Below are 21,795 nucleotides of genomic sequence, written 5' to 3'. Positions count from 1 at the left end.
CGGTCTACAAGGTGTACGAAGGGGCCCCGCACGGGCTGGCGATGGTGCCCAAGTTCGCCGAACGGTTCAACGCCGACCTGCTGGACTTCGCACGCGGCTGAATCGTCCGCGCGGGGGAGGGCGACGCCGCCGCGGGGCATCCGCGGCGGCGACCCGGTTTGCGCGGCCTGGCGCAGGCGTCACGCGACCTGCGGGGCGGGGTCCGGCGAGGGCCCGTCCGCGCGGCGACTCAATGGGGTCCCGCGCCCTGCCGGGCGTCGGCGGGGCGACGGTAGGCGCCGTACCACCAGATCCGGGCGAGTTCGCGGGCGAAGACGGCGTCACGGCTGCCGTCGTCCACTTGGATGTGGTGCGCGATCGCCTGGGCACCGCCCCAAGCGATGATCCGGCTCGCGGCAACGGCGTCGAGGTCGGCCGTCGTCGAACCGGCGGCCTGTTCGGCCAGCAGGGTCCGCAGCGCGGCCTCCTCGAAACCTTCGAGGTCCGCGGTGTAGAAATCGCCCACCGCGGAGTCGTACGCCGCCGCCTCCCGGACCGCGGTGATCACGCCCTGATGGGCGCGGTGGATCCTGAGCACCTCCTCGAAGAAGCGGGCGAACCGGTCGGCCCCGTCCTCCCCGGCGGCCGGGTCCCACTGCCGTGCCAGCGCCAGCAGCGACTCCCGCAGTCCGTCGGTGAGCCGCACCAGGACGTCCGACTTGCTCGGGAAGTGCGCGTAGAAGGTGGCCCGGGACACCCCCGCCTCCTCCAGGAGCCGCTGGACGCTGATGTCGCGGAACGCCTCGCCGGAATCGAGCAGCCGCTCCAGGGTGGACATCACCTGCGCCTGGGTCGCGGCCGAACGCGCGGCGTAGCTGTCGGCCTGCCGTCGGGTCACGGGTCTCATCAGGCACCCTCCAGTCTGTTCTCGTGCTCGGATCGACCCGGGCTCGGTGAAGGAGACCCGCGGTCGGCGGCACTGCTCCACCGGAGCGGCGCGAACCGGATCCGCGGAGGCGAGAGCGGCCACGCGTACACGATGGGGGACCGGTGCGCGGCGTCGTTCGGCCGTGCGGGCGGTCCCCCACGGTACACCGGGGGGATCGGGGTCAGCGCACCACGGGAAGGGCGTACTCCCACAGCCGGTCCGCGGCGGCCGGGTCGACCGACCACTTGGCGACGCCCGCCATCACCTCGGGGCCCCCGTCGACGACCTCCGACTCCTGGTTGTCCTCGAAGTACCGTCCCGTCACGCCGTCGAGGAGCGGCGACGCGGCCAGCAGCACCGTGGTGGCGGCTCCCTGTGCGGGGGTCTTGTAGTAGTCGGGGGTCACCAGGTTGCCGTCCGCGTCCATGGCCCCGATGGCCTGCATGGTCGCGTCGTCGAGGTGGCGTGCCAGGTTGGTGTGGATGAACCCGGGCGCGCAGGCGTTGGCGGTGACGCCGTGTTCGGCCCACCGGCGGCTGATTCCGACGGCGAGCAGCACGTCGGCGGTCTTCGACTGTGCGTAGGCGACGAACGGGTCGTAGGCGCGTCGCTCGAACTGGGGGTCGTCGAAGTCGAAGCCCGCCCGCAGCTGGGCACCGGAGCTGACCACGACCACGCGCGACTGCTCGGCGGCCTGCAGAGCCTCCTGCAGGCCGACCGCCAGGGCGAAGTGGCCGAGGTAGTTGGTGGCGAGCTGCATCTCCCAGCCCTGTGCGCTGACCTGACGGGTCGGGAGCATCATCACGCCGGCGTTGGCGATGAGGCCGTGGACCGGCCCACTCCAGGCGTCGCAGAAGCTGCGGACGGAATCCAGGTCGGCGAGGTCGAGTGCGACCGCCCGCGTGCCCGGGAACTCCTTGATCAGTGCCTCGGCGGCTGCGGGGTTCCGGGTGGCGATGGTGACCTGCGCTCCCGCACCGGCGAGCGCGCGCACCGTCTCGACGCCGATACCGGAGGCCCCTCCGGTGACGATCATCCGGCGCCCGCTCAGGTCGACCCCGTCGAGTATCTCGGCGGCGGTGGTCCGCATCCCGAACGACGTGGTTGTCAGCGTCATGGCTGTGCCCTGCCTTCAGAAGAACTGGTTCCTTGCTTGGCCGGCGAGGTCTCTCATACCGCTCTGGCCAAGACATCACACAGAAACCATACATCGTGTTCGGACTAGATGTCTGATGTGGGCGTGAGGCCGGCCTACCGGGCAGGGCGAACGTGTGTGCCGCGGCCGTCGAAGGGCACGTCCGGGTGGCGATGGGCGAAGTGGTCGCCTCCCTGGAGAGCGGCGCCTGCCGGTGACCGTGCCGACTGGGCGACGGTGCGGCCGTCGGGTCGGCGGCGGTGACATCGGGTCGACGCCCGACCGAACGCTGGGCAGCCTCGACGAGGTGCGAAACGCCGGCCGCCACATGTGAGCGTGTGCGGCGGGGCCCGTTGACTTGGGCACCCTCGCCTCGTCTACCGAAACGTCACCTTCATCAGGCGTTCGCGTGCGGCCCGGCACGGCCGACATGTACACCTCACCGTCGGTGACCGCACGCGCACTATGAGCTCGTAACACGATCTTGTTGATGACCTCAGATCCGTCATCGCGAGCTCGTCTGGGGGCTGCGGTGGCAGACTCGGCCGTATGTCCGAGCAGCTTCCAGGTGTGACACCGGCCAGAGTCGCCAATCCGTTTCATAAGTACGCGCCACTTCCGGATGTGGCGTCGACGGATGCCACCCATCCCCTGCACATGTACGCCACGCTCTATCCCGAGGTGGTGGAGGCAGGCTCGCTGCAGAACGCTCTCCAGACGACGGTCGATCGTGAGGGCCGTGCGCTTACGGTCGAGCTGACGTCCTCACCGGGCTGGCGCTACGTCGCCGCGAAGATGGAAGCCAATGACCGCTCGGCGAATGTCCTGATGGCCAGCGGCGAGCGCAAGTTCTTGGTCGACTGCTGGGCCCACGAAGTCCACATGGCCTCGGGCAGCGCGCAAGACCTGGCCGAGGTGGCCGGCGCACTGCGCACCTGGATTCAGGGGGCCAGGGTGCGCGAGCTCGTCGCACAGTGGGCCTTCCTGAGGACCTGGGAGCTGGCCGAAGCCCACGAGCGCGGTGAGGCCGTGCCGGCTCGGTGGCAGATGATGCGCGAGTCCGCCGCGCGCAGGCAGGACGCTGACTGGCAGGACCTCATCGAAGCCGCCTTCGAACAGCCGCGATTGCGAGTCCTGTCGCCCGGGCGCTCCATGTTCTGGCTGACCTTCAGCCGCCGGGCCGCGCCGCCCATCTGTCACGACCTGCCGCGGACCAGACCGCTCGGCAACGGCCGATTCGAGGTGACCTTCGCCAACGGTCAGGTTCAGCAGGTGGACGGTGCGGCAACGACTGTCGCAACGATCCTGAACGGACTGCCGGACGATGCTGTCCCGCAACCTTTGTGACCATGGCACCACGCCGGTCATGAGTTCTTGAGGCGTCTCCAGCAGATGATCGTGCAGCCCAGAGAGACGAGGGCATCGTGGAGGTCGAGGCGGCGTTCCCAGCGGATGGCTAGGCGCTTGAACTGGTGCAGCAGTGCGCAGGTCTGCTCGACAACGTAGCGGACCCGGCCCAGGCCGTGGATGTCCGGGTGGCCACGTCGGGAGATCACCGGCAGGATGCCGCGGCGCCTGAGCTCTCGGCGGACCGCTTTGCTGTCGGGGTAGGGCGCCGACTAATGAGGGGATGAGTCGTTGTCGGATTTCATGGAGGACTATGCTCTCTGGCGGGGCTCGCCCTTCCCCCGTCTACGCCGCGGCGGGAATCGTTTGCGCGCGGGCGAGAACCTGGCACTTATTCATGGCGACCTGGCTCTCGCTGACGAACATGTGACCCAGGTGATCCCTTTTGTGGACGAGGGGGTATTCAAGCCGTCCCGGGGGGATGTCATGGGTTTGCTTGAAGAGATCATCTCTCGCTTGGAACGATTTGGCGAGGGCGCGACCACGGAAGAGCGGGAAGTTGTCGAGGCCCATTATCAGTATGCAGTCATGCTGCATCGAATCTATGGCGAATTTCTACGCATGGGAGCTCCGTAGCCCGGCACCTGACCGGCAGGGAAGTGAAGAGCCGCCCACGGCGTGTGGGCGGCTCATCGTTTCCGTTGAAGTCCTGGGAGTCGGAGTGGTCGGCGAGCATCGGGCAGAGCGCCACGAAGTGCTCGTCGACGGCTTGGGTGAACGAAGCGCCATACGGCCTGGAAGGGGGGCGGCTCCCTGCCCAAAGAGCCTCGACCTGATCCGCTGTGTGGGAGAACGCTCGGGCCAGGGTGGCAGGATCGGCGCGATCAGTGCCCACAACTTGTCATCCAAGAGCCATGGCTTGACGCTCGCACCCTCACGAACGGCTCAGTCATCGGACCGGTTACGGCTGACCTGTCCCGCCCCGCGTGATCGTGTTACGAGCAATTAGAGGTTCTCTCACGTGGGCAGGTCCCTGAGCTCCTTGCAGGTCGGGGCGGTGACCACAGCTGACCACGGCTCCGGCAGTCGGTGCGGACCGCGTACGGAATCTTGAGACCATGAGGAGGCCATGGCAGGCTCGTGCCGCATGATCGATGAGTTCGCGAAAGACAACCTGCACAACAGACTGCGGCGGGACCGTGAGGCGCTGCTCTGGAAGCTCGACGGCTTGTCCGAATACGACGCGCGCCGGCCTCTGACAGCGACCGGGACCAACCTCCTCGGCCTGGTCAAACACGTGGCCACGGTCGAGGCCAGGTACTTCGGCGAGGTCTTTGACCGCCCTTCTCCGGAACCGCTGTGCCGGTGGCAGGACTCCGACGGCAGCGATCAATGGGCGGCCGAGAAGGAGACGCGCGAGCAGATCGTCGGGTTCTACCAGCGCACGTGGGGACACTCGGACGCGACGATCAACGAGCTTGCCCTCGATGCCCCCGGCCACGTGCCCTGGTGGTCGGAGCCTTATTCGAACACGAACCTATTCGCCATCATGGTCCATGTCCTCGGCGAGACCATCCGGCATGCCGGGCACGCCGACATCCTGCGCGAGGGCGTCGACGGCCGGACCGGGATGCGCGCCGAAAACGAGCAGCCGATCGACGTGGAAGCCCGTGCAGCCTACTTTGCGAAGATCGAGCAGGCTGCCAGGACGACCGCACCAACGAAGGCTTAGAAGGCTGTCCCACGACGTGACGTGATGTTCGAGCGGCGTGATGTCAGTCGTGAGCGCTGATCTGTCGAAGCGTCTGGTTCCTGATGCACTCTGGGAGCTGGTTGCCCCTTGCCGTCGTTCGCGGCTCGACCGCAAGGGAGTGGGACCGCTCCGCGTGACGAACGGGCCGTGTTCACGACAGTGGTGTATGTCCCGACCACCGGCTGTGCCTGACGGCATCTGCCGCCGACGTTCGGCACCTCTCCCGCCACCGTGCATCGCCGCTTTACGCAATGGACCGAGGCTGGCCTATGGCGTCGGCTCCACCGGGCGGTGCTGGACGCACTCGGGGCCCGGGGCGAGGTGGACTGGACCTCGGCGATCGTCGACGCGGCCTCCGTTCGCACCAAAAGGGGGGGATCGCTGACCGGGCCGAACCCGGTCGATCGCGGCGAGAAGGGCAGCAGGCTGCACGTGCTGTCCGATGCCCAGGGCATCCCACTCACCGTCGCCGTGTCCGGCGCGAACATGCACGAGAGTCTCGCCCTCGAACCGCTCATCCGCGGCATCCCCGCCATCCGGTCCCGCCGGGACCACGGCGGCGCCGCCCCGTCAAACTCCGCACGGACAGGGCGTACTTCTCCGCCGAACACCTGGCCTGGCTGCGCGAGCGTGGGTTCGTCGCGCGCATCGCGCGGCCAGGTGTTGATTCCGGCGAACGACTCGGCCGGCACCGCTGGAAGATCGAGCGGTCGATCGCTTGGCTCGTCGGCTGCCGTCGCTTGACCGTCCGAGATGAACGAAAGGGAGCACACACTCCTCGCCCTCCTCGGCCTGGCGGCTGCCCTGACCTGCTGCAAGAACCTCGCGAAGCTTGCCACGTGAGACACCCTCTTACGCACCGTCGGAACGCCGAGCGTCACGCAGTGCTTCCGTCAGGAAAGCCCGGGCGGTCGGGTTCAGCGGACGGTCGTCCGGCTCGGCCAGGCTGACGTGGTACAGGGGGCGGTGCTGCTCCACGGGGACGAAACGCACGCCGCCATCACGTTCGGCGATGTGCTCGGGTACGAAGGCCAGGCCCAGGCCGTGCCGGACGAGGTCCAGTGCCGTGGGAATGTCGTCGATCTCAAGGGTGGCCTTGCGCGGCGGCAACCCGGCACGGCTGAAAGCGCAGTCGACGGCGGATCGCACTCCCCAGCCCACCGGGAAGTCGATCACTTGGTGTTCCACCACATCGGCGAGTCCGACACTGCTCCGTTCAGCCAGCGGATGGTCCGGGGCACAGGCCAGTGCGAGGAACTCGGTACCGAGCGGGTGCAGCCGCAGGCCGCTGAGCGGGCGGCCTGCCGTCATGAGGACGGCCAGGTCGAGACTGCCCTTGCGCAGATCCTCGACGTGGGAACCGGAGCCGTGGCGGCCGGGGCCGCGCAGATGAACCTCGACCCGGGGGTGCGCCCCGCGGAAGGTCGCGAGCGCGTTCAGGATGCCGCCGGGGGTGAGGCCGTAGAGGATCCCCAGCTCCAAGGTTCCGCTCAGGCCGGCCCGGGCTTCATCGACAACCTGTCGTGCGGTGCGCACCGCACCGACTACGCGGCGGGCCTGAGGCAGCAATGCCTCGCCTGCCGGGGTGAGTTCGACGCGCTGAGTGGTGCGTTCGAAGAGCGCGGCGCCCAGGTCCTTCTCCAGAGCGCGGATCGACGCCGAAACACCGGACTGCACCAGGCTCAGCCGCTCGGCCGCCCGCGTGAAGCTCCGCTCCTCCGCGACCGCGATGAAGTGCTGCAACCGGCGGATTTCCACGCCTCGGCCCCCTCCAGGCGGTTCATCACGCCTGTTGCTCAAGTGATCGATGTTTGATGTTGGACAAGCATAGTTGCAGGAAAGAAACTGGAGCCCTTGTTCAGCGGAAAGGGCGAAACATGACAAACAATTCCATACTCATCAGAGGCGGGCACGTGGTCACCGGTGACCCGACTCTTGGTGAACTTCCCGGCGCCGACGTGCTCGTGGACGGCGACACCATCACCGCCGTCGGCCACGGACTCCAGGCCGAGGGTGCCGAGGTCATCGACGCGTCCGGTCACGTGGTCATGCCGGGCCTGGTCGACTCGCACCGTCACGTGTGGCAGGGCGCCATCGGCGGCGCCGGCGGGAAGGTGTCGCTCGGCGGGTACTTCCAGGTGGTGCTGGCCGGGTTGCTGGACAAGTACGAGCCGCGCGACGTCTACGCCGGTGTGCTGTGGGGCGCCCTGCAGGCCGTCAACGCCGGCGTCACGACGGTCGCCGACTGGTCCCACATCGTCACCACCCCCGAACACGCCGACGAGAACGTCCGCGCCCTGCGCGACTCGGGCATCCGCGCGGTGTTCCTCTACGGTCCCCCCGTCGGCGAAGGCGTCATGAAGTGGTTCGTCGAGAGCTCCGAGCGGCACCCGGCCGACGCCCGCCGGATGCGTGCCGAGGTGCTGTCCGACGACGACGCCCGGGTCACCATGGGCCTGGCGCTGCGCGGTCCGGAGTTCTCCACCGCGGACGCCACCGCCGACGACGTCCGGCTCGCCCGCGAACTCGCCGTCCCCCTGAGCATGCACTCCGGCATCCCCGGCTACCTCTCCAAGTACCGCACGATCAGCACCCTGGAGGAACTGGGCCTGCTCGGACCGGACGTCCACCACGCCCACGGCGCCGCGTTCGACGACGAGGACCTGAAGCGCATCGCCGCCACCGGGGGCCACATCACGCCCTGCCCGACGGTCGACATGCAGATGGCCATGGGCACCTTCCCCGTCACCGGGCGCGCCCTGGCCCACGGCATCCGGCCGGCCCTCGGCGCCGACACCGTCGCCGGCGCCGGAACCGACCTGTTCAGCGAGATGCGGCTGACCCTCGCCGCCGAGCGGGCACGCGCCAACGCCGACGCGCTCGCCCGCGACGAACCGCCCATGGAGGTGGATCTCGACCACCACGACGTCCTCGGCTTCGCCACCACCGCCGGTGCCGCGGCGTGGGGCATGAGCGATCGCATCGGCTCCCTCACTCCCGGCAAGCGGGCGGACCTCATCCTCGTCGACGCCCGAAGGCCTCACCTGACCCCGTTGAACGACGCCGTCACCACCGTGCTGCTCAACGCCGGCCCGGCGGACGTGGACACCGTGCTCGTGGACGGCCGGATCCTCAAGCGCCACGGCAATCTGACCGGCCAGGCCGCCCGGGCGCAGGAGCAGTTGGAGGAGTCCCGCCGCAGGCTGTTCGCCGCCGCCGGACTGAAGGACGTCCTCGGCCCCGCCTGGGCATGACACCGACCTCACCGCCGGGTCGGCCCGGTCCGGTGGGACGCGGTGATCAGACGGCTGCGGTGGTGGCGGCGTCCGTCGGGGCCGGGCCGCCTTGAGCGCGAGCGGTCGCTCGGAACCGGCCCGGCGGTTGCGAGCGTGCCCGGCGGAAGGCCCGGCTGAAGGCGTAGCCGGAGGAGTAGCCGACCGAGGCGGCGATCGCGTCGAGGCTGTCGTCGGTGTCGCGCAGGCGGCGGGCGGCGAGGTCCATGCGCCAGCGGGTGAGGTAGGCGCCGGGCGACTCGCCGGTCGCGGCGGCGAAGCGGCGGTCGAGAGTGGCGCGCGAGATGCCGACCGCGCGGGCGAGGGCGGCGGTGGTCCAGGGTCGGGCGGGCTCCTGGTGGAGTTCGGCGACGGCGGCTGCCACCACCGGGTCGTTCAGGGCCCCGAGCCAGGAGGGCGCGGAGGTTCCTCCGGAGGCGAGCCAGGTCCGCAGTACGTGGACGAGCAGTACGTCCACCAGTCGGTCGAGGACCACGCCGGTGGCCGCTCGCGGAGTGGCGAGTTCACGGCCGAGCAGGCGCACGGTGTCCTGGGCCAGTCCGTCCGGGTCGTCTGCCGCGCGCAGGTGGACCACGGCGGGCAGCAGGGTGAGCACCTGCGTCGAGACGGTCCGGTCATGGCCGTAGTCGGCGCACAGGATGCGGGCGCGAACCGGTCCGGTGCCGATCGCCACGGTTCCGGAACCGGTGAGCTGCCAGTCGTCGAACGTGCGGGGCCCCGTACGGGCCACGGCTGCCGGGTCGCTGCCCAGTGCGTGCTCGGCCCCGCCGGGCAGGAGGACGACGTCACCCGGCATCAGTTGCAGGGGCGGGCCGTCGGGCAGGCCGACCCAGACCGTTCCCGCGGTGACCGCGTGCAGCGACGCGCGGGGCGTGGCGGAGGTCCACCACCAGCCCCAGTCCTCGCCGGCCTCGATGCGTGCGCCGACGGCTCCCCGTACATCCGACAGGGCCAGTACCTCGGCGAGCAGATCCATGACTGGAGCCTACTGCAGTCCGGTGAGGCAAACAGACATGAATCCGAGCCAATGAGCCATCGATTCGCTCACTGCCTGAGTCATACGGTGAGTGCATGAAGATCGAAGGAAGCACTGTACTGATCACCGGGGCCTCACGGGGGCTCGGCCGTCACTTCGCCGAACAACTCCTCGAGCGCGGTGCCAAGGTGTACGCGACCGCCCGCGATCCCGAGCGCGTGGACATCGAGGGCGCCGAGCGCCTGCGCCTGGACCTCCTCGACCCCGCCTCCGTCACCGCCGCGGCGGCGGCCGCGGCGGACGTCACGCTGCTGATCAACAACGCGGCCGTCAGCCTCTACCAGGATCTTGTCACCGGTGACCTGGACAAGATCCGTCGCGAGGTGGACACGTCCTTCTACGGCACCCTCTCGGTCGTGCGTGCCTTCGCCCCGGTGCTCGCCGCGAACGGCGGAGGCGCGATCTTGAACGTGCTCTCGCGCCTGTCGTGGCTCTCGTATCCGGGGGCCAACTCCTACGCGGTCGCCAAGGCGGCCGCCTGGAGCCTGACCAACGGCGTTCGCCTGGAGCTGGCGGGGCAGGGCACCCAGGTCACCGGCCTGCTGATGAGCTCGACCGACACGGACATGATGAGCGGGTGGGACATCCCGAAGAACGACCCCGCGGATGTCGTGCGCCAGGCCCTGGAGGGACTGGAAGCCGGCGCGCTGGAAGTCCTCGCGGACGAGGACACCCGCGCGGCGAAGGCGGCGCTGAGCGCCGACCCGGCCCGGACGTACCGCGCGTTCCTGACGCAGGCGGGAACTCACGCCGGCCCGGAGGGCGCCCGGCGGTGAGACGTGGTCTACCGGGCGGACACCATCGACAGTGTTCCCGTGGTGTACACCTATGTGCTCGATCCCGCTGCCGGGGTCTACCGCGACGGAAACGTGTTCACAGACGTCGTGAAGACCTCGGTTCCGTTCTCCCTCGAGATCAGCCTCAGCTCGATCTGAGGCCCGGCCCCGGGTGCGATGCCTCCGGCGCTCACCGGACGGGTAAGGCCCCTGCCGGGGCAGGGGCCTTACCGATCGCCGCACCGGCGTCAGCGGAACCCGGAGGGGTCCGCTGGACCGGAACCGCGGGGGCGTGGGCCCTGGACCGCGGTTCCGATCCGACGGGGGCTACTTCGTGAGGTAGGCGTCGATGATGGTCTCGTCGACGGTGTTGCCCTGCTTGTCCACGGCCTGGGCCTTGAACGACACGCTGCCGCCGGCCTTGGGGTTGGTGACCTGGACCCGGCCGTCGCACACGCTGAGCTTCTGCCAGTGGGCTCCCTTGTCGTAGGAGGCCCACACGCTCAGGGACTTGAGGTTCTTACCCGCGGCCGTGCCGCTGACGGTGACGGGGACCCGCACCTTGGCCCGGGCCTTGCCGGTGTTGTCGAGGGACAGGGCGGGGGTGAAGCGCACGACCGAGGTCGGGAGCTTGGTGATCCCCGGGGCGAACTCGGAGGAGAACGTCCAGCTCGCGGTCAAGCTCGTGGAGACATCGGCGACCGTGCCGCGCTTGACCGAGACGGTCAGCCGGTAGTCCGCCCGCTCGTTCTCCGCGATGTAGAAGACGTCCATCGGGTAGATGCTGGTGTTGACCAGCTCACCGTTGCGGTAGAGGGACGTCCGCGCGCTCTCGATCGGCGAGTTGTTCTCGCTGATGTTCCCCTGGCTGTCCGAGAAGAGCGGAAGCCGCCCGTCGATCGCCTCGTCGGCCCGGACCAGCCCGACGAGTCCGGCGCCCTCCGGGAGATCCGGCCCGAAGACACCGACGTTGAACACGTGCTCGTAGGAGCGCGCGGGCTTGAACGTCCTCGGGAGGGCGTCATAGCTGGTCTCGTAGGCGTCGTTCGCGTCGACCTGCATGAAGCCCATCTGCCACGAGGGGTTCCCCGACAGCAGGTGCAGGGTGCCGGTGTAGGGCAGGGCGTGGACGGTGCCGAGGCCGCCGCCGCCCTCGGTGCCCGGAGTGATGAAACCGAACTTGCCCTTGGCGGGTGCTCCGAGCTTCACCTGGACCTTGGCGAACTCACGCGACTTGGCGTGGTGGGTGAAGCCGGTGAGGTACTTGTCGCCGGTCGGCTGGTACACCAGGTGGTACTCGTCGTGCCCGTTGACGCCGGTGGAGAAGGTGGTCAGGAGCTGCTGGGTCAGCCGGTCGCCCGCGGCCGCCTTCGGGCCGAGGTGGGCGGTGCGGTACTTCGCGAGGGAGTCGGTGAAGACCCCGTAGCGGGTGCTGTATCCGTCGGCCAGATCGAGGCCCGCGCTGAAGTAGCCGAGGACCTGCTGGGCGGAACGGTCCGGGATGGTGATGTCGAGCGGCTTGGCGGTGCGCGCGTCCACCGTCACCGTGGTGTCCTTGGTGACCTCGAGGTCGGGCTGGTTGAACCAGTCACCGCCCTGGCTGTACGAACCCTCCGGGTCGACCCGGACCATGCTGTTGAGGAAGTACCGGCCCTTGGGGACGCGCAGCGAGTGCACGTCGCCGCTCAGCACGGTGTTGGTGCCCATGGCGGGGCCCGACAGGCCCTGCAGCTGAGCGTCCCAGGCGGGGGCGGGCGCGGGCTTGCCCTTGCGGTCGAGGGTCTTCACCGTGACGGTGTACATCTCCGACTCGCGGTCCACGGCCAGCGCGGTGCCGACGGTCTGCCCGTCGCCGGTGGCCGTGATCCGGCCCGTGAAGGCACCGGTCATGTCACCGCCGAGGCGGGTGTCGGCGGTGACCTTCACGGTCGCCTCGCCGTGCGCCGGGACGGTGACCTGGTCGTCCGCGGTGAACATCCCGCCGGGCGCGGGGTTTCCGTCCGGCCCGGTGGCGTCCACGGTCAGCTTCAGGGTGACCGGGGAGTCGCCCGAGTTGCGGTACGTGAGGTCCTTGGCGAGCGGCTGGTCGTCGGTGTGCGGCCACTGCGCGACACCGTACGAGAGCGACGTCTCGCGGGTGACGACCGTCTGCTTGATCGCCTTCCGCAGGTCGACCCGGCCCGAGCCCTGCTCGAAGGCCGTGTACCCGCCGGGCGTCGTCGAGGAGACCAGCGCGTCCTTGATGTCGTCGCCGCTCCAGTCGGGGTGCTGCTGCGCCAGGATGGCGGCGGCGCCGGCGACGTGCGGGGTGGCCATGGAGGTGCCGTTGAGGGCCATGTAGCCGTCCGCGACGGTCGGGGCGACCGTGCTCAGGTAGCTGTCGTGCGCGGCCGCGGCCCCGATGGCCACACCGGGCGCCGTCAGATCCGGCTTGATGCCGCCGTCACCGACGCGCGGGCCGGTGCTGGAGAAGGAGGCCAGCTTGTCCTGCTTGTCCACCGCGCCGACGGTCAGGGCGGCGTCGGCACTGCCCGGGGAGCCGACCGTTCCGGGTCCCTGCTCGCCGTTGTTGCCCGCCGCGATGACGAAGAGGGCACCGCTCTCGGCCGACAGCCTGTTCACGGCCGCCTCCGCCGGATCGATCTCCGGGGAGTCGTAGGTGCCGAGGCTGAGGTTGACGATGTCCGCCTTCTCGGCGACCGCCCACTCCATGCCCGCGATGATCTGGGACATGCTGCCGCTGCCGCTGTCGCCGAGGACCTTGCCGTTGAGCAGGCGCGCCCCCGGCGCCACACCCTTGTACTTGCCACCGGACTTCGCGCCCGTGCCGGCCGTGATCGACGCGACATGCGTGCCGTGACCGAACCGGTCCTCGGTGTCCGGCGAGTCGGAGAAGTTCTGCGCGGCGACGACCTGTCCGGCCAGATCGGGGTGGCTGGTGTCGACGCCCGTGTCGAGAACGGCGACACGCGTACCGGTGCCGTCGAAACCGGCCGCCCATGCCTCGGGGCCGCCGATCTGGGGGACGCTCTTGTCCAGGCTCGCCTGGACGACGCTGTCCAGCCACACCGAGGCGATACCCGGTGCGACGGTGCGCTTCATCGCGTCGGCGGACCCGTTGGTGACGGCGGACCACAGTGCCGCGGTGCCGTTCGCGGGCGCGGCGACGGCGTCGGCGTTGACGCTCGGCAGCGTGCGCCGGACCTCGGCACCGCCGCTGGAGCGCAGGGCCGTCCTGGCCGCCGGACGGGCCGCGTCGTACATCACGATGAGCCGAAGGTCCTGGCGGTGCGCGTAGGCCGGCGTGCTCAGGGTGGTGATGTCGAACAGCCGCCGGTCCACCCGGCCGCTCTCGACGAGGCTCCGGGCGTCGTCGGGCAGGGCGTAGGTGTGGCCGTCGCGGGTCTCCACCCGGATGGGTATGTCCTCCCGGCCCTTGGCGGGACGCGCGGCAACGATGTCACCCTTGGCGTTCACCGCGATCCGGTCGCCGGTGATCAGTGGTATCCACCGCTGCACGCCGGTACCGGCCGAAGCTCCCTTGATCTCGGTGCCCGTTCCGAAGGCCGAAGCCGAGGCCGAGACCGGAGTGGCCGACGATGCCGAGCCGGTGGGGGTGGCGAGTGCCAGGGACGCCGACGGGGTAGCGGCGACCAGCAGCATGCTGATTCCCAAGACCGTGCCGATCGCAGGTCTCTTGGACGTGAATTTCACGGTTTCCTCTCGCTCGTTCACCCCGCGCCTACGCGTGGATTTCACGGCGAACTTGGGGTGCGCCGCACAGCGAAGCACCAGTCCCGAGAGGGTGTCAACGGGTTGATCTTGGATGACGGGATGGTGGACCGGTGGCCAACCGGTGAATTATCTGCGGCATTGACGCACTTTTCGGCCCCAACCCGCTTGCTGTCCGGCAAGGCAGACATGGGCGGCGTGTGACCTGCGGTGATAGCGCCCGATGTTGACGCCTCGACACCTGTGCGCGGGGGGCGGAAGCGCTCATCCCACCCGCATGGGGTATCTGGCCGGATTTCCCGATTTCCCCGTCGGGCCCAATTGTTCGGCCGTATTCGAAGGGGACATCCCCGGCGACCTCACGTGCCTGGAGGAACGCCGTGTCCAGGTGGAAATGATTCGTCAGGGAGTTTCCCAGGAACACCGATTGTCGGGGTGATGGGCATCAGTGCCCTTCCGTGTGGTGGCCGGGGAGCACCGTCAAACCCTCCACAGGCAATCTTGCGCAGCCCCGTGGGGCAGCCAAGGGAAACGGCTCAGGCCGATCGAAGGCTACAGGAGCATATGCGCTGAGTCAGGCGACTGCGCTGCTCGGCCGTTCTTGCTCGATGTAGTGCCGGAAGCCTTGTGCCAGAGGCTTGAAGCCGCACGACTCATAGAAGTCGTGGACGTACGTGTCGTCGGCTGCCAGCAACTGCACCTTGTAGCAATCGGCCATTTCACCGAGGTGTACGGCGGCCGCCATCAGTCGCTGTCCGACGCCCAGCCGTCGGCTGGAGACGGCGACGACGACGTTCTCCACGAAGAGGATGGGCCGACCGCCTCGGGTGAGGTTCGGCAGGATCATGCAGTCCGCGGTGCCGACGATGGTGGCGTCAACTTCGGCGACCAGTACGGTACGTCCCTGCTGCCCGGCTATTCCGGTCCAAATGAGATCGACCGACTCCTTGGACAGGGGCGGGTCGTCAGGGTTCAGCTCGCCGTAGAGAGCGAGCAGTGAGGGGAGGTCCTGCTCGGCAGCCGGACGCACGGTGATCTTCATGCACCGAAGCCTAGAACGGCCCAAGCCGCAGGTCAGGGAGACATCCATGCGAGGCGCTCTGCCCGACGATCCGCTGTGGATCCGGCGCTTCTTCCACGCACGACGCTCGGCTGGGAGACCCCAGCCGAGCGCCTGCATGAACTGATTACGGCCTGATCAGCGCAACCACGTGTTGCGACGGCCCTTGGAAACGGCTGGTACGACGTTTCTGCCGGGCCTTCGTCCGTGGGTCAGACGGCGGGAGTGGTCTCCGCCGGAGCCGGGGCCGGGGCCGGAGCCGGTGCCGGAGCGGGGGTCGCCGCCGGGGCGACGGGGATGGCGGCCTCCTCGACGGGGGCGACGGCTACGGGGCTTTCTGCCGGAACCGCGGGGGCGGCGGGGGCGGCGGGCTCTGCCGGAACCGCGGGGGCGGCGACGGGAGCCGCGGGAGTCACGGTGGCGGCTGCGGCGGCAGCCGCGGCGGCGGCCACGGCCTCCTCGACCGCCTTGGCCTCGGCGGCTTCGGCGGCCTCGATCTCCGCCGTGTGCTTGGCCACGAACGCCTCGCCCAGGACCTCGCGGGCCTCCTTGAGGTGGTCGAGCTCCACCTCGCCGTTCTCGGCGACGTGGCCCTCCAGGGCCTCGAACATCCTCTCCACCGGCTCGTGCGAGCCGCCGAGGCGCTGCTCGGCGTAGACCGCGACCCCCAGCTTCAGGAAGAGCTCGGCCGTGCGACGGTTGACGGTGAAGTCGTGGATGGCGTCACCGCTCGCGTCGAAGCCCTTCTCGATGACCTCGAATGCCTTCTTGATGAGACTCACGCTGTGCTCCCCTGCACGTACCTGTCGGGCGACTGCCCGACTGTGACCTGATCTGATCTGAACTGAGCTGCCCGGTACCGCAACTGACCGAGTGTGCCGGTCCGCGCCGAACCCTATGGCAGTTTCCCGGCGGGTGCGCAGCCGCCCCACCCCCCATCCGCCAACCGTGGGCGGGGTTCGGCGGGACGCCGCGCCTCACGCCCGCCGGCGGAACCGTTTCTCCGGGCGCTGTGTCCTCCTTCACACGGGGTTCCCACGCCGCGGAGCCACATGTGAGGGGGGATGGCATGGTGCGGGTACGCGAGGGGGCACGGTTGGGGACCTGGGCCGCCGGTGGGGTGATCGGCCTGGCGCTGTTCTACGTGATCGGCGTGTTCGCCTTCGGCGGCGCGGGGTGGGTCACCGCCCCGTTCCGCGGTGAGGCGGACAAGCGTGAGAACACCGTCGGTTCGGGCGAGTTCCGCCAGACCACGTACGAGGAGTTCTTCGATCTGTGCGCGGCCGTGCAGAACGCCGAGGGGACGATCCAGGCGCTCCTGGAGGAGCGGAAGGCCGCTTCGGAGACGCGCACGACGCAGATCGACCAGTCGATCACGGCGCTCAAGGCCACGCGGATCGAGTCGGTCAACGCCTACAACTCGAAGGCCGCCCAGGAGCACCGTGCGCCCTTCCGTGACAAGGATCTGCCGTATCGGCTGGACGCCGCCGCCGAGCGCACCACGTGCGCCAACTGATCGCCATCTCATCCGGGGAAGAGGGCAGAACCGCATGAAGAAGTTCGCACGCATGGCCCTGGCCGCCGTCGTGGCGCTCCTCGTCGGCCTTGTTCTGACGTCCTGCACCGAGTCCAGTCAGGACAAGGAGAACAAGGCCAAGCAGGACAACTACGACCACCTCGTGGCCCAGCAGCCGGCGGGTCGCATGGAGTACTCGCCGACCCGCGAAGCGATCAACCAGTGGATCAAGACGTGGGGGAAGCGGGGCAAACTCTCGTACGTCTACATCCAGAACGCCAACGGCGAGTACGGGTACTTCATCATGAAGGGCCTGCCGGTGCCGCGCTGCAAGATGCTGACCCCGACGGAGCGGGTGGAGTCCTCTTCCGACGGCATCGCGGTTCTCGCGCAGCCCGGCATGGACGGCACGTACACGTCGGGTTCCACCTGCAACGCCTACTACGGTTTCGACGCCACGACGGGCGCGTACATGGAGTTCACGGTCGGCACGAACCAGTCGTTCTTCCTGTTCGACAAGCCCATGACGATGCCGGAGTACGCCAGCGCCAAGCAGCTGGGGCCGTCCTCGGTGACGGACGTCGCGAAGCAATCCTGAGCGGTCGGGTGCCGGTGGGAAGAGCGCCGGCCCCCGCGCGGGGCGGACTCCACGACCACACAGGAGGCCGACGCCTTCGACCGCGACCCCACGCGCAGGCGGCGCTCGCCGCGCGCCGGGCGATCGTGCCGAACCAGCCGCGCCAGGCGACGGTCAGGCGGAACAGGCCGATACCGAAGAGGAGCGGCCGCAGATCCCGGGCGGGAATCGGCGGGGCGAAGTGGCGGGCCGGCTGCGGGGTGGAGACCGCGGCGTCGTCGAGGTGCTGTCGACGCCGGCAGCCGGCCGCCGCCGGAAAAATCTTGGTTCCCGGGTTCACGATGGTGCCCCGTACGGACTCTTCCTTGATGACCGGGCTCGGCACCGAGGTGCGGGGCAACACCCAGGAACAGGAACAGCCATGGACCCAGTTACCGCGGCAGGCGCCATTGCCTCGGTCCTCGTCGCAAAGGCCCTCACACTGTGGGGCTTGCGGATCCGCCAGTACTGGAAGGCTCGCAACGAGCAGGCACGGCACACGTATGTGAGCGAGGTCGTCACGGCCATCGCAGGCCGCGGCGCACTGCAACTGAGCGAGACGCACAGTGACGGGCACCGCATCCGCGTCACGGTCAGTTGCGCCCCGGCAGGGCGGCCGCCCCAGGTGGGGGAGGAGGCATGAGCGACCATGAGCCCGCCGATTACCCCATGCGCCCCGCCCCCACATCGGCGCCTGCCGCTCCCGGCCGGGAACACCGCCGCGTCGAGCAGGAGTTCACCGCGTTCTACTGCAGCACCGTCAAACCGCTCGTCGGTTTCCTGGTCAACCTGGGGGCGCCGCTCCCGGTGGCCGCGGACATCGCCCAGGACACGATGCTCACGGCCTACCGGACCTGGAGCGCCATCCGTCAACCCAGGGCCTGGGCCCACTCAGTCGCCTCCCGCGCCCTGATCAGAGCCATCGCGGAAGTCCGGGAGGAGCCCGTGGACGAAGTCCCCGAGCCGACCTCGCTCTTACCGCGCCCTGACGCCTTCGCCGAGTGGCAGGCGCGGTACGACCTCCTTCCGCTCCTGCGGGCACTGCCCCATCGGCAACGACAAGTCTTGGCCTGGTCCCTGAGCGGATTCACTCCCGCCGAGACCGCCGAACAGCTCGAGATCCGTCCCGAGGCAGTACGCGCCAGCCTGAGAAAGGCTCGCCTGGCCATCGCCCAGCAGCTCGACATCCGGGAGGAGGAACAGTGACGCATCCCCGCCGTACTCGTCCCCAGCAGGCAAGCCGCCCGATCACCGAGCACCAGCACGCTCTGCTGCAGGGCCTGGACAGCGTCCTGAACACCGAGGCCGGCCTGCGCGAGATCCTCGTCCATTCCCGTCACCACACCCTGATGGAGGCCCTGGACACCGTCCTCGACGTCGACGCGGGGTTGGCCGGCATCCTGCCTGCGCCGCACTCCCCATCGAGGACCACGTCAAGTGGAGCCACGTCGGCCCCGCCCGGCGATCTTCGACACACCATCAGCCCGCACGCCCGCATGACGGTCCGTACGCACCAGGGCGTCATCGCAGCCCGCCGCGACCTCGCCGCCGCCCACGCCCGGGCCGACGACATCAACCACGCCATCACCTCCGTCCAAGAGTTCGCCGGAGCATTCGTGGATCCGGCGACCGCGGACGCGAAAGCCCGAGCGTTCTCCCACGCCCTGACGCTCCTGCTCGCCGGCGCTCTCCGCGATGCCCGTGATCTCGGCCAGGACCTGGCCGCCGACCTTGCCGCGGGTGATCAGGCTGCCGCCCGTGCGGTCGCCGACGCCGACCACTTCGCGCGCGACCTCGCCGAAGCCCGCAACCTCGTCGACGAGTTCGGCTGCGCCTGCGCAGACGACGTCGCGCTGGCGCTGACATACGCCCGGGCGCGGGCTGACGGTCTGGTGCTGTTCCGGCTGGGCGGCGTGCGAGAGGCACTCGGCGGACTGCTCGGCCGGGACCTGTCCGAGCTCGACGAGGCCGCCATCGAGGCGCTCCTGGACGACTACACGGCCGCAGACCTTCGCGATGCGGACCTGAGCAGGACCGATCTGCTGGGTGTCCACTGGTCGGAGCAGCGGACACGGTGGCCTGAGGGAGTCGACATCCAAGACCTCAAGAGCCGCTCGCAGGGCACCCCTCCGGGAAGCGGCGTGTACCTCGTCGTCCGCTCGGGCAGGGCTCCCGTCCGTGACTGCGTATGACCACCGGCAGGGCGCCCGGCGGTTCCCGGGCGTGGCCGCGGGTGGGCGCCGGGCGAGCCGAGTGCTGTTTCCGGACGGCCGGTGCCCGCGGTGGGTCAGGGCCGGGGTCAGTGGCGTGGTTTGGGCCGGGCGATGAGGAGGGACACGTCGTCGTGGTCGTCCGGGTCGTGCAGTGTTTCCAGGAGCCGGTCGCAGGTCTCTTCCAGGGAGCGGTCGGGGCTGTCGAGCGCGCGTAGGAGGAGGTTGAGACGTTCGTCGATGGGGTCGTGGCGCGTTTCGACCAGGCCGTCGGTGTAGAGGACGAGTTGATCGCCCGGGTGCAGGGGCACGGTGGTGGTCTCGAAGGGGACGCCGCCGACCCCCAGCGGTGCACCGGAGGGCAGGTCGAGCAGTTCGGGGGGCCGGCCGACCGGCGTCCGTGCGGGGGGCAGGTGCCCGGCCACGGCGATGCGGCAGTGGTCGCTGTGCGGGTCGTACTCGGCGTAGATGCAGGTGGCGATGTAGGGGTCGAGGCCGGCGGTGATCTTGTCCAGGCGCTGCAGGACCTGGGCGGGCGGGAGGTCGAGGTCGGCCAGGGTTGCGGTGGCGGTGCGCAGGCGGCCCATGGTGGCGGCGGCGTCGATGCCGCCGCCCATCACGTCGCCGACCACGAGCGCGGTCCTGTCGTGTGTGAGGGGGATGACGTCGAACCAGTCGCCGCCGACCTCGGTGGAGGTGCCGGCGGGTTGGTAGCGGGTGGCGACCTCCAGGTGCTCGGGCGGTACCGGCCGGGGCAGCAGGCTGCGCTGGAGTGTCACCGCGGTGTTGCGGACGCTTTGGTACAGGCGTGCGTTGTCGAGGGACAGGGCGGTGAGGCCGGCGAGTTCCCCGGCCAGCGTGGCGTCGTCGGCGTTGAAAGGCTGGTGGCTGCGGCCGCGCATCAGGCCCAAGACGCCGAGTGTCCGGCCCTGGGCGGTCAGCGGTATTGCGAGGTAGGAGTGGATGCCGACGCTGGCCAGGACGGCGGCGGCTGCGGCGTCGCGGGCGATGCGCGCCAGGTCCCATTCGTCCACGTGGGTCACCATGATCGGCTGACCTGTGCGTACGCATTGGGTGGGCAGCCGGTCGGCGTCATGGGTGACGGGTTGGTCGGCCGTGCCGGCGGCGGCGGCCGCCTCGGGGAGGAAGGCGGCCTTCACGGCGAGGGTGCGAAAGAGCGCAGGGCCGCTGTCGGGTGTCGCGGGCCGGCGATCGTCCAGGGCGGAGTCGAGCACGTCGACGACCGCGACGTCGGCGAGCGTGGGCACGGCGACGTCGGCCAGCTCGCGGGCGGTCTGTCGCATGTCCAAGGTGGTGCCGATACGGGCGGAGCCCTCGGCGATCTGGGCCAGGCGCTGCCGGGCCTGGGCCGCCGCTGCGATCGCGCCGTGCCGATCGGTGACATCCACCACCGAGGTGGCGACTCCGAGAACCTGACCGCGTGGATCCTCCAGCCGGAAGACGGAGACGGACCAGGCGCGATCGTTGTCGGGGTCGGCGGGGGTGCGGCCGACGGTGTACTTGTCGACCTGAGCACGTCCGGTCCTGAGGACCTCTCTGATGGCCGCCTCGGACGCGTCGACGGTGCCGGAGGGCAGGACCTCGCGGAAGCCCCGGCCGAGGTGTTCCTCGGCGGACAGCCCGTGGATCCGTTCCATCGCCGGATTGACGGCCACATAGCGCAGATCGGTGTCCAGAACCTCCAGCCCGATCGGCGACTGCGAGATCAGCTGCGCGGACAACGCCAGGTCCTGATCCACCTAGCGCATCGTCGACGCGTCGGTGGCGATACCCAGCGCGTAGAAGTCGCCCTGCCGGTCCGGCAGACGGTGCAGCGGAGTTCCACCAGCCGCGTACTGCCGTTCTTGTTCCGCACGGTGATCAGCCCGGCCCAGCTCCGGCCGGTCTCGATCATCTGCCGGCACCTGCGGGCCACCAGGTCCTTGTACGCGTCTTGGACCAGAAGATCAGCCGCGTGACGGCCCAGCACGTCCTGTGCGCGGTAGCCGAACAGCTCCTCGGCCTGCGGGCCCCACAACACGAACCGCCCGGCCGCATCCAGCGCCACCACCGCCACACCGAGCGCGTCCAGCACCCCGGTCGGCAGCTCCAGCTCCGGGTCCGACGAGCCGCTGCCGGCACTGGAGGATTCCGTTTCGCTCATCCCAGGTGCTCCTTCGACCGCCGGGGCGACGCGTGGCCAGCGCAGGCACTGGAGCTGCAGCGCTGGGATGTTCTCCGTGCCTTTCCGGTGCCTCCATCCCACTTCTTCGGAGGGAATCCACGCCTTCAGGCGGGGAGGGAATCCGATCCTGGGCTCGGAGGCGCGGAGCGCCGGAGTCCCCTGCCTTTTCGTCGTGACGGTCAGGTGGGCCGCTTCTGGTTGTCGATGTAGTCCTTCACCACTTGAAGTG

Annotated in this window: 18 protein-coding genes and 3 pseudogenes; 12 read left to right on the top strand and 9 right to left on the bottom strand. The window is 69.5% G+C overall.

All coding sequences use genetic code 11. The features are described 5' to 3' along the window. Nucleotides 1-101: pseudogene (locus tag AB0F62_RS39315) on the top strand (alpha/beta hydrolase); the annotation flags it as partial. Between the two features lie 128 nt (nt 102-229). Here the strand turns inward: AB0F62_RS39315 and AB0F62_RS39310 are convergent. Beyond that, nucleotides 230-886 carry a TetR/AcrR family transcriptional regulator gene (locus AB0F62_RS39310; RefSeq protein ID WP_361810744.1) on the bottom strand — a complete coding sequence of 219 codons (657 nt, stop codon included), beginning with the start codon at nt 884-886 and terminating at the stop codon, nt 230-232. 202 nt (nt 887-1,088) lie between these two features. After that, a complete protein-coding gene (locus AB0F62_RS39305; RefSeq protein WP_361810742.1) occupies nt 1,089-2,024 on the bottom strand; it encodes an SDR family NAD(P)-dependent oxidoreductase in 936 nt (311 codons plus the stop codon). Nucleotides 2,025-2,591: 567 nt separating this feature from the next. On the opposite strand from AB0F62_RS39305, the gene AB0F62_RS39300 reads away from it, so the two are divergent. Continuing rightward, nucleotides 2,592-3,389 carry a DUF6193 family natural product biosynthesis protein gene (locus AB0F62_RS39300; RefSeq protein ID WP_361810740.1) on the top strand — a complete coding sequence of 266 codons (798 nt, stop codon included), beginning with the start codon at nt 2,592-2,594 and terminating at the stop codon, nt 3,387-3,389. 17 nt (nt 3,390-3,406) lie between these two features. Here the strand turns inward: AB0F62_RS39300 and AB0F62_RS39295 are convergent, their stop codons facing one another. Then, on the bottom strand, nt 3,407-3,598 hold the full coding sequence (locus AB0F62_RS39295; protein WP_361810738.1) for a hypothetical protein: 192 nt from the start codon (nt 3,596-3,598) through the stop codon (nt 3,407-3,409). Nucleotides 3,599-3,680: 82 nt separating this feature from the next. Between AB0F62_RS39295 and AB0F62_RS39290 the strand changes: the two genes are divergently transcribed. The 3 genes and pseudogenes from AB0F62_RS39290 (at nt 3,681) to AB0F62_RS39280 (ending at nt 5,985) form a co-directional block, all read left to right on the top strand. Beyond that, nucleotides 3,681-4,025 carry a hypothetical protein gene (locus AB0F62_RS39290; RefSeq protein WP_361810736.1) on the top strand — a complete coding sequence of 115 codons (345 nt, stop codon included), beginning with the start codon at nt 3,681-3,683 and terminating at the stop codon, nt 4,023-4,025. Between the two features lie 511 nt (nt 4,026-4,536). After that, complete coding sequence (locus tag AB0F62_RS39285; protein ID WP_361810734.1) at nt 4,537-5,121, top strand: DinB family protein; 585 nt, start codon at nt 4,537-4,539, stop codon at nt 5,119-5,121. A 49-nt stretch (nt 5,122-5,170) separates the two neighbouring features. Next, nucleotides 5,171-5,985, top strand: a pseudogene (locus AB0F62_RS39280) (IS5 family transposase). A 9-nt stretch (nt 5,986-5,994) separates the two neighbouring features. Here AB0F62_RS39280 and AB0F62_RS39275 read toward each other — a convergent pair. Then, the gene (locus AB0F62_RS39275; protein WP_361810732.1) at nt 5,995-6,900 is read right to left on the bottom strand and encodes a LysR family transcriptional regulator; all 906 of its coding nucleotides are present in this window, start codon (nt 6,898-6,900) and stop codon (nt 5,995-5,997) included. Nucleotides 6,901-7,019: 119 nt separating this feature from the next. On the opposite strand from AB0F62_RS39275, the gene AB0F62_RS39270 reads away from it, so the two are divergent. Beyond that, complete coding sequence (locus tag AB0F62_RS39270; RefSeq protein WP_361810730.1) at nt 7,020-8,396, top strand: amidohydrolase family protein; 1,377 nt, start codon at nt 7,020-7,022, stop codon at nt 8,394-8,396. A gap of 46 nt (nt 8,397-8,442) precedes the next feature. Here AB0F62_RS39270 and AB0F62_RS39265 read toward each other — a convergent pair whose 3' ends face one another. Then, a complete protein-coding gene (locus AB0F62_RS39265) occupies nt 8,443-9,411 on the bottom strand; it encodes an AraC family transcriptional regulator (protein WP_361810728.1) in 969 nt (322 codons plus the stop codon). Nucleotides 9,412-9,506: 95 nt separating this feature from the next. On the opposite strand from AB0F62_RS39265, the gene AB0F62_RS39260 reads away from it, so the two are divergent. Beyond that, nucleotides 9,507-10,247, top strand: coding sequence for an SDR family oxidoreductase (locus AB0F62_RS39260; protein WP_361810726.1), 741 nt, complete (start codon nt 9,507-9,509; stop codon nt 10,245-10,247). Nucleotides 10,248-10,574: 327 nt separating this feature from the next. Here the strand turns inward: AB0F62_RS39260 and AB0F62_RS39255 are convergent, their stop codons facing one another. The 3 genes from AB0F62_RS39255 to AB0F62_RS39245 all read right to left on the bottom strand — a co-directional run bounded on the left by AB0F62_RS39255 (nt 10,575) and on the right by AB0F62_RS39245 (nt 15,821). Then, nucleotides 10,575-13,910, bottom strand: coding sequence for a S8 family peptidase (locus tag AB0F62_RS39255; RefSeq protein WP_361810724.1), 3,336 nt, complete (start codon nt 13,908-13,910; stop codon nt 10,575-10,577). A 643-nt stretch (nt 13,911-14,553) separates the two neighbouring features. Further along, on the bottom strand, nt 14,554-15,021 hold the full coding sequence (locus AB0F62_RS39250) for a GNAT family N-acetyltransferase (RefSeq protein WP_361810722.1): 468 nt from the start codon (nt 15,019-15,021) through the stop codon (nt 14,554-14,556). A 230-nt stretch (nt 15,022-15,251) separates the two neighbouring features. Continuing rightward, on the bottom strand, nt 15,252-15,821 hold the full coding sequence (locus AB0F62_RS39245) for a hypothetical protein (RefSeq protein ID WP_361810720.1): 570 nt from the start codon (nt 15,819-15,821) through the stop codon (nt 15,252-15,254). Nucleotides 15,822-16,108: 287 nt separating this feature from the next. On the opposite strand from AB0F62_RS39245, the gene AB0F62_RS39240 reads away from it, so the two are divergent. The 5 genes from AB0F62_RS39240 (at nt 16,109) to AB0F62_RS39220 (ending at nt 19,363) form a co-directional block, all read left to right on the top strand. After that, on the top strand, nt 16,109-16,555 hold the full coding sequence (locus AB0F62_RS39240; protein WP_361810718.1) for a hypothetical protein: 447 nt from the start codon (nt 16,109-16,111) through the stop codon (nt 16,553-16,555). Nucleotides 16,556-16,589: 34 nt separating this feature from the next. After that, nucleotides 16,590-17,153, top strand: coding sequence for a hypothetical protein (locus AB0F62_RS39235; protein WP_361810716.1), 564 nt, complete (start codon nt 16,590-16,592; stop codon nt 17,151-17,153). A gap of 400 nt (nt 17,154-17,553) precedes the next feature. After that, a complete protein-coding gene (locus tag AB0F62_RS39230) occupies nt 17,554-17,814 on the top strand; it encodes a hypothetical protein (protein ID WP_361810714.1) in 261 nt (86 codons plus the stop codon). Further along, a complete protein-coding gene (locus AB0F62_RS39225; protein ID WP_361810712.1) occupies nt 17,811-18,377 on the top strand; it encodes a sigma-70 family RNA polymerase sigma factor in 567 nt (188 codons plus the stop codon). The genes AB0F62_RS39230 and AB0F62_RS39225 overlap by 4 nt, the downstream gene beginning before the upstream one ends. After that, nucleotides 18,374-19,363 (top strand): hypothetical protein, encoded by a 990-nt coding sequence (locus AB0F62_RS39220; RefSeq protein WP_361810710.1) that lies wholly within the window; start codon nt 18,374-18,376, stop codon nt 19,361-19,363. Before AB0F62_RS39225 ends, AB0F62_RS39220 begins: the two co-directional genes overlap by 4 nt. Before the next feature lie 107 nt (nt 19,364-19,470). Here AB0F62_RS39220 and AB0F62_RS39215 read toward each other — a convergent pair. Continuing rightward, nucleotides 19,471-21,545 (bottom strand): annotated as a pseudogene (locus AB0F62_RS39215) (SpoIIE family protein phosphatase). Nucleotides 21,546-21,795: the final 250 nt, after the last annotated feature.

Source organism: Streptomyces sp. NPDC026673 (assembly GCF_040638135.1).
In the GTDB taxonomy this organism is placed as follows: Bacteria; Actinomycetota; Actinomycetes; order Streptomycetales; family Streptomycetaceae; genus Actinacidiphila.
The sequence above is the reverse complement of the archived record's forward strand: the minus strand, read 5'-3'. Positions and strand labels throughout refer to the sequence as shown.